Annotated in this window: 19 protein-coding genes; 18 read left to right on the top strand and 1 reads right to left on the bottom strand. The window is 40.7% G+C overall.

The window, feature by feature from the left end; genetic code table 11:
- The first annotated feature begins 13 nt into the window (after window positions 1–13).
- The 17 genes from rpsE (at window position 14) to rpsI (ending at window position 11,087) form a co-directional block, all read left to right on the top strand.
- Window positions 14–514: a 30S ribosomal protein S5 gene (gene rpsE / locus AC0VXV_RS19485; protein WP_008406937.1), complete on the top strand. Its 501-nt coding sequence runs from the start codon at window positions 14–16 to the stop codon at window positions 512–514.
- Window positions 515–528: 14 nt separating this feature from the next.
- On the top strand, window positions 529–708 hold the full coding sequence (gene rpmD / locus AC0VXV_RS19480) for a 50S ribosomal protein L30 (RefSeq protein WP_008406936.1): 180 nt from the start codon (window positions 529–531) through the stop codon (window positions 706–708).
- A 33-nt stretch (window positions 709–741) separates the two neighbouring features.
- Entirely contained in the window at window positions 742–1,182 is a 441-nt protein-coding gene (rplO, locus tag AC0VXV_RS19475) for a 50S ribosomal protein L15 (RefSeq protein ID WP_008406935.1), read from the top strand.
- A complete protein-coding gene (gene secY / locus AC0VXV_RS19470; protein WP_350478628.1) occupies window positions 1,182–2,477 on the top strand; it encodes a preprotein translocase subunit SecY in 1,296 nt (431 codons plus the stop codon). Before rplO ends, secY begins: the two co-directional genes overlap by 1 nt.
- A 62-nt stretch (window positions 2,478–2,539) precedes the next feature.
- The gene (locus tag AC0VXV_RS19465; protein ID WP_475529753.1) at window positions 2,540–3,193 is read left to right on the top strand and encodes an adenylate kinase; all 654 of its coding nucleotides are present in this window, start codon (window positions 2,540–2,542) and stop codon (window positions 3,191–3,193) included.
- A gap of 413 nt (window positions 3,194–3,606) precedes the next feature.
- Complete coding sequence (gene infA / locus AC0VXV_RS19460) at window positions 3,607–3,825, top strand: translation initiation factor IF-1 (RefSeq protein WP_016839390.1); 219 nt, start codon at window positions 3,607–3,609, stop codon at window positions 3,823–3,825.
- 37 nt (window positions 3,826–3,862) lie between these two features.
- Window positions 3,863–3,976 carry a 50S ribosomal protein L36 gene (rpmJ, locus tag AC0VXV_RS19455; RefSeq protein WP_000868344.1) on the top strand — a complete coding sequence of 38 codons (114 nt, stop codon included), beginning with the start codon at window positions 3,863–3,865 and terminating at the stop codon, window positions 3,974–3,976.
- Between the two features lie 24 nt (window positions 3,977–4,000).
- Window positions 4,001–4,366 carry a 30S ribosomal protein S13 gene (rpsM, locus tag AC0VXV_RS19450; protein ID WP_008406720.1) on the top strand — a complete coding sequence of 122 codons (366 nt, stop codon included), beginning with the start codon at window positions 4,001–4,003 and terminating at the stop codon, window positions 4,364–4,366.
- A gap of 26 nt (window positions 4,367–4,392) precedes the next feature.
- On the top strand, window positions 4,393–4,782 hold the full coding sequence (gene rpsK / locus AC0VXV_RS19445) for a 30S ribosomal protein S11 (RefSeq protein WP_008406718.1): 390 nt from the start codon (window positions 4,393–4,395) through the stop codon (window positions 4,780–4,782).
- Between the two features lie 145 nt (window positions 4,783–4,927).
- Window positions 4,928–5,872, top strand: a complete 945-nt coding sequence (locus AC0VXV_RS19440; protein WP_008406717.1) for a DNA-directed RNA polymerase subunit alpha — start codon at window positions 4,928–4,930, stop codon at window positions 5,870–5,872.
- 56 nt (window positions 5,873–5,928) lie between these two features.
- Window positions 5,929–6,306, top strand: coding sequence for a 50S ribosomal protein L17 (gene rplQ, locus AC0VXV_RS19435; RefSeq protein ID WP_108714263.1), 378 nt, complete (start codon window positions 5,929–5,931; stop codon window positions 6,304–6,306).
- Window positions 6,307–6,747: 441 nt separating this feature from the next.
- Window positions 6,748–7,593, top strand: coding sequence for an energy-coupling factor ABC transporter ATP-binding protein (locus AC0VXV_RS19430; protein WP_475529752.1), 846 nt, complete (start codon window positions 6,748–6,750; stop codon window positions 7,591–7,593).
- On the top strand, window positions 7,569–8,441 hold the full coding sequence (locus tag AC0VXV_RS19425; protein WP_475529751.1) for an energy-coupling factor ABC transporter ATP-binding protein: 873 nt from the start codon (window positions 7,569–7,571) through the stop codon (window positions 8,439–8,441). The genes AC0VXV_RS19430 and AC0VXV_RS19425 overlap by 25 nt, the downstream gene beginning before the upstream one ends.
- Complete coding sequence (locus AC0VXV_RS19420; protein ID WP_475529750.1) at window positions 8,438–9,235, top strand: energy-coupling factor transporter transmembrane component T family protein; 798 nt, start codon at window positions 8,438–8,440, stop codon at window positions 9,233–9,235. The genes AC0VXV_RS19425 and AC0VXV_RS19420 overlap by 4 nt, the downstream gene beginning before the upstream one ends.
- A 12-nt stretch (window positions 9,236–9,247) precedes the next feature.
- Window positions 9,248–9,997 (top strand): tRNA pseudouridine(38-40) synthase TruA, encoded by a 750-nt coding sequence (gene truA / locus AC0VXV_RS19415; protein WP_475529749.1) that lies wholly within the window; start codon window positions 9,248–9,250, stop codon window positions 9,995–9,997.
- 230 nt (window positions 9,998–10,227) lie between these two features.
- Window positions 10,228–10,665 carry a 50S ribosomal protein L13 gene (gene rplM / locus AC0VXV_RS19410; RefSeq protein WP_008406709.1) on the top strand — a complete coding sequence of 146 codons (438 nt, stop codon included), beginning with the start codon at window positions 10,228–10,230 and terminating at the stop codon, window positions 10,663–10,665.
- Between the two features lie 29 nt (window positions 10,666–10,694).
- On the top strand, window positions 10,695–11,087 hold the full coding sequence (rpsI, locus tag AC0VXV_RS19405; RefSeq protein ID WP_008406708.1) for a 30S ribosomal protein S9: 393 nt from the start codon (window positions 10,695–10,697) through the stop codon (window positions 11,085–11,087).
- A 70-nt stretch (window positions 11,088–11,157) separates the two neighbouring features.
- Here the strand turns inward: rpsI and AC0VXV_RS19400 are convergent, their stop codons facing one another.
- Complete coding sequence (locus AC0VXV_RS19400; protein ID WP_475529748.1) at window positions 11,158–12,195, bottom strand: C45 family autoproteolytic acyltransferase/hydolase; 1,038 nt, start codon at window positions 12,193–12,195, stop codon at window positions 11,158–11,160.
- A 165-nt stretch (window positions 12,196–12,360) separates the two neighbouring features.
- On the opposite strand from AC0VXV_RS19400, the gene AC0VXV_RS19395 reads away from it, so the two are divergent.
- Entirely contained in the window at window positions 12,361–12,645 is a 285-nt protein-coding gene (locus AC0VXV_RS19395) for a 2-keto-3-deoxygluconate kinase (protein WP_475529747.1), read from the top strand.
- Window positions 12,646–12,659 lie beyond the last annotated feature (14 nt).

Below are 12,659 nucleotides of genomic sequence, written 5' to 3'. Positions count from 1 at the left end.
AGGGACATACTTCATGAGTCGCATTGACGCAAACAAATTAGAACTTGAAGAACGCGTAGTTACAATTAACCGTGTTGCTAAAGTTGTTAAAGGTGGTCGTCGCTTCCGCTTCTCTGCTCTAGTAGTAGTAGGAGATAAAAATGGTCATGTAGGATTTGGTACTGGTAAAGCACAAGAGGTTCCAGATGCAATCCGTAAGGCTGTTGAAGACGCGAAGAAAAACTTAATCGAAGTACCACGCGTGGGTGGAACTACTCCACACTTAGTGCAAGGTCGCTTCGGTGCAGGTTCAATCTTAATCAAACCTGCAGCTCCTGGTACAGGAGTTATCGCTGGTGGTCCAGTACGTGCCGTACTTGAACTAGCTGGTATTACTGATATTCTTTCAAAATCTCTTGGTTCAAACACACCAATCAACATGGTGCGTGCAACTGTAGCAGGTTTAACTGAATTAAAACGTGTAGAAGAAGTTGCAAAACTACGCGGTAAATCAGTGGAAGAGTTATTAGGATAAGGGGGGGAATTATAATGGCTAAATTACAAATCACCCTTAATAAATCTGTCATCGGTACTAAACCTAACCAACGTAAAGTTGTTGAGGCTTTAGGATTACGTAAATTAAACCAAACTGTGGAACAAGCTGATAACGCTGCGATCCGCGGTATGATTACAAAAGTAGCTCACTTAGTTACTGTTAAAGAAATTTAATTTCAATTATACGAACAAGGAGGTGCCACCCAAATGAAACTTCATGAGTTAAAACCAGCAGAAGGTTCACGTAAAGTACGTAACCGCGTTGGTCGTGGTATCGGTTCTGGTAACGGTAAAACTTCTGGTAAAGGTCATAAAGGTCAAAACGCTCGTTCTGGCGGCGGCGTTCGCCCAGGATTTGAGGGGGGTCAAAACCCACTTTTCCGTCGTTTACCTAAACGTGGCTTTACGAACATTAACCGTAAAGAATACGCTATCGTTAACCTTGACGCGTTAAACCGTTTTGAAGATGGTGCAGAAGTAACACCTGCATTATTATTAGAAACTGGTATCGTGAGCAACGAAAAAGCTGGAATCAAAATTCTAGGTCATGGAACGTTAAGTGTTAAGCTTAATGTTAAGGCTCACAAATTCTCAGCTTCTGCAAAAGAAGCAATTGAGAACGCTGGCGGAACAACTGAGGTGATCTAATGTTTCAGACAATCTCTAACTTTATGCGCGTTCGAGATATACGAAATAAAATCATCTTCACACTTTTAATGTTAATCATTTTTCGTCTCGGGACATTCATCCCGGTACCAAATGTTAACGCAGATGTATTAAAGGCAACTGATGAGTTCAGCTTAGTAGGTTTCCTTAATACGTTTGGCGGTGGTGCATTGGCAAACTTCTCGATCTTTGCGATGGGGATTATGCCGTACATCACAGCCTCAATTATTGTCCAGTTACTTCAAATGGATGTTGTTCCTAAGTTTGCAGAATGGGCGAAACAAGGTGATGTAGGTCGACGCAAGTTGGCTCAATTCACTCGTTACTTTACGATTGTATTAGCATTCATTCAATCTTTCGCAATGAGCTTTGGATTTAACCAATTTTATGGCGGATCATTGATTACTGATACTAGTATTCAATCATACTTAACGATTTCAATCGTATTAACTGCAGGTACAGCATTCCTATTGTGGTTATCTGAACAAATTACTGCATATGGTGTTGGTAATGGTATTTCTATCATTATCTTTGCTGGTATCGTAGCTGCGATTCCTAACGCAGTAAACCAAATCTATGCACAACAAATTGATGGAGCCGGCGATCAATTGTTTATCAATATTGCCATTTTAGTTCTATTAGTTCTAGTGCTGCTTGCTGTTGTCGTTGGAGTTATTTATATTCAACAAGCGTTGCGTAAAATTCCAATCCAATATGCAAAACGAGTTGCTGGGAATTCACCTAAAGTTGGTGCACAGCAAACGCATTTACCGTTAAAAGTAAATGCTGCAGGGGTTATTCCGGTAATCTTTGCAATTGCGTTTATTGTTACACCTCAAACTTTAGCAACATTCTTTGGAGATAATAATGTAACAGCGTTTATTACGAACACGTTTGACTATACTAAACCTGTTGGTATGTTAATCTATGTTGCTTTAATTGTCGCCTTCACATACTTCTATGCATTCATTCAGGTGAATCCGGAAAATGTGGCAGACAACTTGAAAAAGCAAGGTGCTTATATCCCGGGTATCCGCCCAGGTAATGACACTCAAGCTTACTTAACAAAAGTTCTTTATCGTTTGACATTAGTTGGTGCTTTATTCTTAGTAGTTATTTCAGTAATGCCGATTTTATTCATTAACTTTATGAACCTGCCAGCTTCGGCTCAAATCGGGGGAACAAGTATGATTATCGTAGTCGGTGTTGCACTTGAAACGATGAAACAGTTAGAGTCTCAATTAGTGAAGCGTCATTATAAAGGCTTTATGAAATAATGCAGGTTTAGGAAACATTCTCGTTTCCTTACCGGCTTATGCTATAAAGGGGAGTATTACGTATGAATATCGTTTTAATGGGTCTTCCAGGTGCCGGTAAAGGTACTCAGGCTGACAAAATTGTTGAGAAGTACGCAATCCCTCATATTTCTACAGGCGATATGTTCCGTGCCGCTATTAAAGAAGGTACAGAATTAGGTTTACAGGCCAAATCATTTATGGATCAAGGTGCATTAGTACCTGATGAAGTAACGATTGGTATTGTTCGTGAACGTCTTTCACAACCAGACTGCGAAAAAGGTTTCTTATTAGACGGATTCCCGCGTACAGTTCCTCAAGCTGAAGCTTTAGATAGCATCCTTGAAGAATTAGGGCGCCCAGTTGAGCATACAATTAATGTTCAAGTTGAAAAAGAAGAGTTAATCGCACGTTTAAGTGGTCGTCGTATTTGTAAGACTTGTGGTACATCATATCATTTAGTGTTCAACCCACCAAAAGTGGAGGGCATTTGTGATAAGGATGGCGGCGAGTTATACACGCGTGCAGATGATAATCCTGAAACTGTTACAAACCGTCTGGAAGTAAATATGAACCAAGCACAACCTTTACTTGATTTCTATGAAGCAAAGGGAGTACTTACAAATATTAATGGACAGCAAGAAATTTCTAAAGTATTTGCTGATCTTGATGCTCTATTGCAGGGCAGCCGCAGCTGATATCCGTCCGGGCGCTAGACAGCTTCCGCGGTAGTCATGCGGAGGCAACAACGAAACATAATTTTTTGAGAGTTGCAAAAGCATATTGTGCCCGGTATATACTATAAAGGTTGAGCACTTAATTAGTGTGATGACATCTTTGTAACGTATAATGGGTTTCGTGGAAGCATCTGTGTAACGGGTATGAATCTCTCATCAAGACATTCCGGCTATCGTGTTAACATAAGGATGCGGTTCCTTATAGGATACTGTTTCCATGGATTGTGTGAAGCGAAACCAGACGAGCGTCTTATTCTACATCTCTCATGCAATCCAAACCATATGTTGAAACGAGTTGCTTCTTAATTAGGAGAAACAGTTGCAAGAGCTCGCATGAGTTTTTTGATATAAGCATATAGAAGGGAGTCGAGAAGATGGCGAAAGACGATGTAATTGAAGTCGAAGGGACAGTTGTTGAGACTTTGCCAAACGCGATGTTTAAGGTAGAATTAGAAAATGGGCACACTGTGCTTGCACACGTATCTGGAAAGATCCGTATGCACTTTATCCGTATCCTACCTGGAGATAAGGTTACTATTGAGTTATCTCCTTATGATTTAACTCGCGGTCGTATCACATACCGTTTTAAATAATCTTTTGCACTCCGGACTATTAAGGAGGTTAGGTTAGATGAAAGTGAGACCATCTGTGAAACCGATCTGCGAAAAATGTAAAGTAATTCGCCGACGCGGTAAAGTAATGGTAATCTGTGAAAATCCTAAACACAAACAAAAACAAGGATAATTAATCAAGGAGGTGCACTAACGAATGGCACGTATTGCTGGTGTTGATATTCCTCGCGACAAACGCGTTGTAATTTCATTAACATACATTTACGGTATTGGTAAAACTACTTCTCAAAAAGTATTAGCAGGTGCAGGTATTGACGAAAATACTCGCGTTAAAGACTTAACAGAAGATCAATTAAACCAAATTCGTGAACAATTAGATTCATACAAAACTGAAGGTGACTTACGTCGTGAAGTTTCTTTAAACATCAAACGTTTAATGGAAATCGCTTCAAACCGTGGTATCCGTCACCGTCGTGGTTTACCTGTTCGTGGTCAAAATACGAAAAACAATGCGCGTACGCGTAAAGGTCCACGTAAGACTGTAGCGAACAAGAAAAAATAATTAAGTAAAGGAGGTTCCTTCTTAACATGGCTCGTAAACAACAAACTCGTAAACGTCGTGTGAAAAAGAACATCGAATCTGGTGTTGCTCACATCCGTTCTACATTCAACAATACAATCGTAACGATCACTGATATGCAAGGTAACGCATTATCTTGGTCTTCAGCTGGTGCTTTAGGTTTCCGTGGTTCACGTAAATCAACTCCATTCGCAGCTCAAATGGCTGCTGAAACAGCTGCAAAAACTTCAATGGAACATGGTTTAAAAAACATTGAAGTAACAGTTAAAGGTCCTGGTTCAGGTCGTGAAGCTGCAGTACGTGCACTTCAAGCTGCTGGATTAGAAGTAACTGCTATTAAAGACGTTACTCCAGTTCCTCATAACGGTTGCCGTCCGCCAAAACGTCGTCGTGTGTAATGGGTGCAGCTTAGAAGTATAATTACTTCTACGTACATCATGTTACTTTGTACAAAAGTCTTGTGCATTTTATAGTCTAACTCAGATTAACAACTATGATGATAAGAACCTATACATTAGATGTTTTGAAGGAGGGTAAATTGGAATGATCGAAATTGAAAAACCAAAGATTGAAACAGTGGAGATTAGCGAAGATGCCAAATACGGCAAGTTTGTTGTAGAACCGCTTGAACGCGGTTATGGTAATACTTTGGGGAATTCTCTACGTCGTATCCTTCTGTCTTCATTACCTGGAGCTGCTGTTACGTCAATTCAAATTGACGGCGTATTACACGAATTCTCAACTGTAGAAGGCGTTGTAGAAGATGTCGCTTCGATTATCTTAAACGTGAAAAAGCTAGCTTTAAAAATCTACTCTGACGAAGAAAAAGTTATTGAGATTGATGTAAAAGGTGACGGAACGGTTACTGCAGCTGACATTACACATGACAGTGATGTAGAAATTTTAAACCCAGATCTATATATCGCAACAATCGCTAAGAACGGTCATTTACGTATGCGTATGTACGCACAACGTGGCCGTGGTTATACTCCTGCTGATCAAAACAAACGTGAGGATCTTCCTATCGGCGTGATCCCGATCGACTCTATTTACACTCCAGTTTCACGCGTCAACTTCCAAGTAGAGAACACTCGTGTTGGACAAAATTCTGACTACGACAAGTTATCACTTGATGTATGGACAGATGGAAGCATCGGTCCTAAAGAGGCGATTTCACTTGGAGCGAAAATTTTAACTGAACACTTAAATATCTTCGTTGGCATGACGAACGAGGCACAAACTGCTGAAATCATGGTCGAAAAAGAAGAAGACCAAAAAGAAAAAGTATTAGAGATGACTATCGAAGAACTTGATCTTTCTGTTCGTTCTTATAACTGCTTGAAGCGTGCTGGTATCAATACGGTACTAGAATTAGCTAACAAGTCAGAAGACGATATGATGAAAGTACGTAATCTTGGTCGTAAGTCTCTTGAAGAAGTTAAGCATAAGTTAGAAGAGCTTGGTTTAGGATTGCGTAAAGAAGACTAAGCGAAAAATTATAAAATTTAGCTAGATCAGATATATTTAAAAGGAGGGAAACGTCCATGGGTTACAGAAAACTTGGTCGTACAAGTTCTCAACGTAAAGCATTATTACGCGACTTAGCTACTGATTTAATCATCAACGAGCGCATCGAAACTACTGAAGCGCGCGCTAAAGAAACTCGTAAAGCTGTTGAGAAAATGATTACTTTAGGTAAACGCGGAGATTTACACGCTCGTCGTCAGGCAGCAGCATTCATCCGTCGTGAGCTAGTAACAGTTGGAGAAGGCGAAGAAGAAAAAACTGTTTTCGCACTTCAAAAATTATTTGACGATATCGCACCTCGTTATGCGGAGCGTCAAGGTGGTTACACTCGTATTCTTAAAGTAGGTCCTCGTCGTGGAGACGGCGCACCAGTAGTAATTATCGAATTAGTTTAATTCTTAATAACATACAGGTGGAAAAGGGGTGTCCGGTTCACCGGTTGAACCCGCACCCCTTTTTTATATAAACAAATTGATTTATACGACATAATTAAGCTGAGCGTTATGATGAGCGGGGTAGTAAATACTGGCGTCTCGTTTAGCTCTCCGCACCTCATTCAACGAATTTTCGGGCTTGAGCACCCGTAAATTTTGTAAATGTAACGACAAGCGCATTTCTCTGAATGAGGTGCGCGCTTTTTTATTTATGGAATGCAGGGTTGAGCCCCTAAATTCCCTATACATATGCAAACATAAAGTACGTTTAAATAGGTGGCCGTTCGCGCAAAACTTGTTTGAAAACGTGCTTTATTTTTATATAGGTATCATTTCCTGGGAAATTCAAGTTAACTAATAATATGTCATACTATAGCGAAGCAGAGGGGAGATTAGCTGCGTATGAGTGAAATTTTATCATTTAATCAAGTAACCTACTCCTATACACCGGAAGAGCCTCATACACGCAATGCGGTAGAGGATGTTTCCTTTGTCATTAATAAAGGGGAATGGATTACGATTGTCGGTCATAACGGCTCCGGAAAATCGACAATGGCTAAATTGATGAGTGGATTACTAATGCCACAGCAAGGGGAAATCCGTATTAAACGTGAAATCCTCACAGAAGAGAATATATGGGATATTCGTTCGCAGATTGGTATTGTCTTTCAAAATCCGGACAATCAGTTTGTAGGGGCTACTGTGCAGGATGATGTTGCCTTCTCGCTCGAAAACAATGGTGTTCCGCATGAAGAGATGGTTAAACGTGTGCATAATGCACTCAGACAAGTGAAGATGGAAGACTTTATCAACCACGAGCCACATCATTTATCAGGCGGACAGAAGCAGCGTGTTGCTATTGCTGGGGCATTGGCAATGCATCCGCAAATATTAATATTGGACGAAGCAACATCTATGCTGGATCCTCAAGGCCGTGAAGAAGTGTTAACAATCGTGGAAGCACTACGGAAAGAAATTGGTCTTACGGTACTGGCGATAACACATGATCTTGAAGAATCTTTACTGGCAGACCGTATTATTTTTATGAATGCCGGTAAAAAATACGCAGAAGGAACGCCTGAAGAGATTTTTGCATTGGGAGATGATCTTGTACAGTTTGGTTTGGATATGCCGTTTGCGATGAAAATGACGAAGCTGCTGCAAGCACAAGGTGTACATCTTGTAGGACAACATATGACAGAAGAAGAGCTGGTGAATGACTTATGGACATCCAACTTCAACAAGTAAGCTATGCCTATGCAAAAGGCACTCCATTTGAAAAACAAGCTTTACATGAGGTTGACTTAACAATTAAAAGTGGAACATTTCAGGCGATTATCGGACATACAGGTTCAGGAAAATCCACAATCCTCCTTCACTTTAACGGATTATTAAAACCTTCGAGCGGTAACGTAAAAATCGGGGACCGAATGATTGAAGCAGGAAAAAAGGCAAAAGACTTAAAAGCAGTACGTCAAAAGGTAGGTATCGTGTTTCAGTTTCCTGAGCACCAGCTTTTTGAGGAGACTGTATTAAAGGATATTATGTTTGGTCCGACGAATTTTGGGGTGTCTGAAGAAGAAGCGGAAAAGCGGGCGCGTGAGCTGATCTCATTAGTAGGGTTACCTGAAGAAATATTGGATAAATCCCCATTTGACCTATCTGGTGGCCAAATGCGCCGTGTCGCCATTGCGGGGGTATTGGCAATGGATCCTGAAGTAATCGTTTTGGATGAGCCAACAGCGGGTCTTGATCCACGTGGCCAAAAGGAAATTATGGACTTATTTTATAAGCTACATAAAGAGCGCGGTTTAACAACGATACTTGTTACACATAGTATGGAAGATGCGGCACGCTATGCGGATGCGGTTGCCATTATGCATGAAGGTCGCTGTGTGTTGACTGGAGATCCGCGTACTATTTTCAGCGATCGTCAAACTCTTGCCCAATTCCGTCTGGAGCCGCCACGTATTGTTCGCTTTCAGCATCAGGTCGAGAAGATGATGGGGAAACCATTAGCGAAAGTATGCTTAACTGAAGAAGAGCTTGCCGTAGAAATTGGACAGGCAATTCCAAAGGGGCGTGAACAGCAATGATGGAAAAAATGATTTTTGGTCGCTATATACCAGGCAATTCATTTGTGCATAAGTTAGATCCGCGTTCAAAGCTGCTTTTTGTTTTTGCATTTATTATCGTAGTCTTTTTTGCCAATAATGTAGTTACCTATGCGCTGCTTTTGGCGTTTACATTACTCGTTATTTTACTGTCGAAAATCCGCCTATATTTTTTAATCAACGGCTTAAAACCCGTCATATTTTTAATGCTCTTCACTTTGATTTTGCATTTGTTTATGACGAGGGAAGGACCTGTATTAGTAGATCTTGGCTTTATGAAAATATATGAAGAAGGTTTACGACAAGGGATGTTCATATCAATGCGCTTTTTAATGCTTGTATTTATGACATCGATCTTAACGTTAACTACTTCCCCTATTTCAATTACGGACGGTCTGGAAGTACTGCTAAACCCGTTTAAAAAGTTAAAGCTGCCTGTTCATGAGCTTGCATTAATGATGTCGATTTCTTTACGTTTCATTCCAACATTAATGGATGAGACGGATAAAATTATGAAAGCGCAGATGGCCCGCGGTTCGGATTTAAGTGCAGGACCAATTAAAGATCGTCTTAAGGCAGTTGTGCCATTGCTGGTACCGCTCTTTGTCAGTGCATTTAAACGTGCAGAAGATTTAGCGACTGCGATGGAAGTGCGAGGCTACCGCGGAGGCGAAGGGCGTACGAAATACCGTCAGTTAAAGTGGATGGGAAGAGATACGGTTATTTTAGTCGTACTTGTATTATTGGGCGTCCTGTTATGGATGCTGCGCAGTTAGAGGAGTAAAGATATGTTGAGATTAAAAGCAACGATTAGCTATGACGGTACCGGTTTTGCCGGCTATCAGGTGCAGCCGGGTGAGCGTACAGTACAGCTTGAAATCGAAAAAGTATTAACAGCTATGCAAAAAGGGACACACGTTAAAATTACAGCGAGCGGCCGTACCGATGCGCGTGTCCATGCAACTGGTCAGGTTATACATTTTGATACAGCTCTAGCAATTCCACCTGAAAAATTTCAAAAGGCATTAAATGTTCAATTGCCGCGTGATATTCGTGTACTTCATATGGAGCAAGTAAGGGAAGACTTTCATGCACGCTATGATGTATCAGGCAAGCGTTACCGGTATATTTGGGATTGTAGCGCTGTTCAAAGCCCGTTTAGAAGGCATTATACAGTGGAGACAGGTGGAGTGAAGCCGAATTTAGAGGTAATGCGTGAAGCAGCACAAGCAATTGTCGGGACACATGACTTCAGCTGCTTTTGCGCGGCAAATACGAGTGTTGTCGATAAAGTGCGTACGGTTGAAGCACTGGAGCTTGCCTGGCATGGGGAAGAACTGCATATGACCATCAGCGGCAATGGCTTTTTATATAATATGGTCCGGATCATTGCAGGGACATTGTGGGAAGTTGGCATCGGTCGAAGGGAAGCATCGTCACTGGAAAAGACGATCACTTCGATGGACCGTGCACAAGCAGGTAAAACAGCACCAGCACATGGTCTATATTTAGAACAAGTTTTTTATCAAGATTTATGATTTTTTTTTGAAAAAGTTTTCCTTTTCTCTATAAAATCCTAGAGAAATCGGCTTGTGAAAAGGGTTAACAACCTCTCCAGGTGTTCAATTAAATATCTTGACTTTAAACGCGATCCAGTATATGATGATGTATGGTATTTTCATTACCACCACAAAAATAAGCCCCGAAACTTATAAAGTGTATATAATGAAAAATAACGGTAATTCATATCGATTAGGAGGATACAAACATGCGCACAACTTTCATGGCTAAAGGTCAAGAAGTAGAACGTAAATGGTTAGTAGTTGACGCAGAAGGCCAAACGTTAGGTCGTTTAGCTTCTGAAGTAGCTTCTATCTTACGCGGTAAACATAAACCAACTTTCACACCAAACGTTGATACAGGAGATCATGTGATCATCATCAACGCTGATAAAATTGAGTTAACAGGTAACAAATTACAAAAGAAAATTTACTACCGTCACACTCAATTCGCTGGTGGTTTAAAACAACGTACAGCTGGTGAAATGAAGGAAAAATACCCAACTCAAATGCTTGAGTTAGCAATTAAAGGTATGCTTCCAAAGAACTCTTTAGGTCGTCAAATGTTCTCTAAATTGAACGTTTACACTGGTTCTGAACATCCACATGCTGCACAAAAACCAGAAGCTTACGAGTTACGTGGTTAATCAATAAACTATAATAGGAGGAAATAACTTTGGCACAAGTACAATACATCGGCACAGGTCGCCGTAAAAGCTCAACTGCTCGCGTACGTTTAGTACCAGGCGAAGGTAAAGTAGTAATCAACAACCGTGATGTTGCAGATTACCTACCATACGAAACTTTACACTTAATTATCAACCAACCATTAGTAGCTACAGAAACTAAAGGTTCATATGACGTTCACGTTAACGTAAACGGTGGTGGATTCACAGGTCAAGCTGGAGCAATCCGTCACGGTATCGCACGTGCATTATTACAAGTTGATCCAGACTTCCGCCCAGCTTTAAAATCAGCGGGTCTATTAACTCGTGATTCACGTATGAAAGAGCGTAAAAAACCAGGTCTACGCGGCGCTCGTCGTGCACCTCAGTTCTCAAAACGTTAATCTTTACGATTACTATTTTGCGAAATTAAAAAACCCTTTCTTGGAATTTTTCCAAGAAAGGGTTTTTTCTTTATTCATTCGCAAAGCCACTTGTCGCATGAAGTTTTCCTTTAATTTTTGAAAGAGGCAAATGAGTTCCACTTAGCCACGATTTAAAATCAATTACTACAGGCAACGCATCTCCGCCTAAAGCAAAAATGCATTTTCCTTCAGCTGGTACATAGCCAACTGTATGAAGTGTACCATCCCATGCTCCGTATTTAGTCGCAAAGACCCCATTTTCGATACCGTTCATTAATTTAAATGCATTTTCAAAAGTAAGCGGATTTGCCTGGGCATTCGAAATAATGTGTTCACGCGCCAAGGAATCTTCCGTTCGATAACGGTTTTCTTCTTTCAGGACTTTAAAGTGATTCGTGCAGGCTGTTGCATCCCGAACAGCCACATTGCGCGGAGATGCTTCTACTGCCACCATCGTTTGCTTGGCATCTAGTAATACATAATTAAATGAATGCTTATGGGGAAGATCTTTTAATAATGAAATCCCCTCTTCAACAGTTGCACAACGCTCCAGTAACAGACGCCCGATCATATTGCATACAAAACCATCCGCACTGTTTTTCGTATTTACAAAGTTATAACCTACGACGAGTCCTTTTTCATTCATTCCATCCATACGCCCTGTAACTTGCATGGAAGGCCCGAGTGTCGAGTAGCCACCGTCTGTTGGTTCATATAACACAAAACGCCCATCATAGCTTTTGGGGTCATTGTCATAGTTGCGGATCATATAAGAAGAGGTTGTCGTAATAGAACAACCGCTTTTTTTCTGTGCAGCATAATAGCCGCCATAATGAAGTAAAGCCTGTTCTACCTTATAACCAAGAGCATAAGCGAGGCCTTCGATTTCCTCTTCAATTCCTGGGCCGAAACGGGCTAAAAGTTGTTTAACATATGTTTTATCTATAGAAAATCTATGATCCAGTTTTTTATAAAGTTCTTCTCTATTAGAAAGAAGAGGAGAATTCTTTAAAAGCTCTCCCTGATATATACCAAACTCATAATGCGAACCTCTAAATTGTATAATATCGCTCGTCACGTTTTTCATTTTATGTACCCCTTTAATGAAACTGTTTTTTTCATAGTAACGATATTTTATGGACAAACAAAATAAAAGGGTTTGAGAAAAGTACTTCTCCTGAATACTTTGTTTAGAGTAGTATTTTTGTATACATTGGTATACAATAGTATTCAAAAAGAGTGGGGGAAAAATATGAGATCAGAAGGTAGAGGGAGACATCGGGGAGAAGGAGAACATGGTAATCGCCGTTCAAAGGGTGCCCAAACATTCCGTCGCGGGCGTGCACTGGAGTTTTACCGCCAACTCGAAATGAAGCGTTCAACATTGAAACAACAGCTGGAGTCTGCGGAGTTGAAATCGATTCATCCTGTCATTGCCGGAGAACTGAAAGCGACCGAAGCGATTATGAATGATTTCGTAGGCTTGTTTCAGTTGAATGAATTGTTGGGAGAAACACAGGCAACCGAAGAGGAATAATTTTTCACAACATA

The sequence above is a fragment of the Solibacillus sp. iso_87 genome, assembly GCF_056173085.1.
The sequence above is the reverse complement of the archived record's forward strand: the minus strand, read 5'-3'. Positions and strand labels throughout refer to the sequence as shown.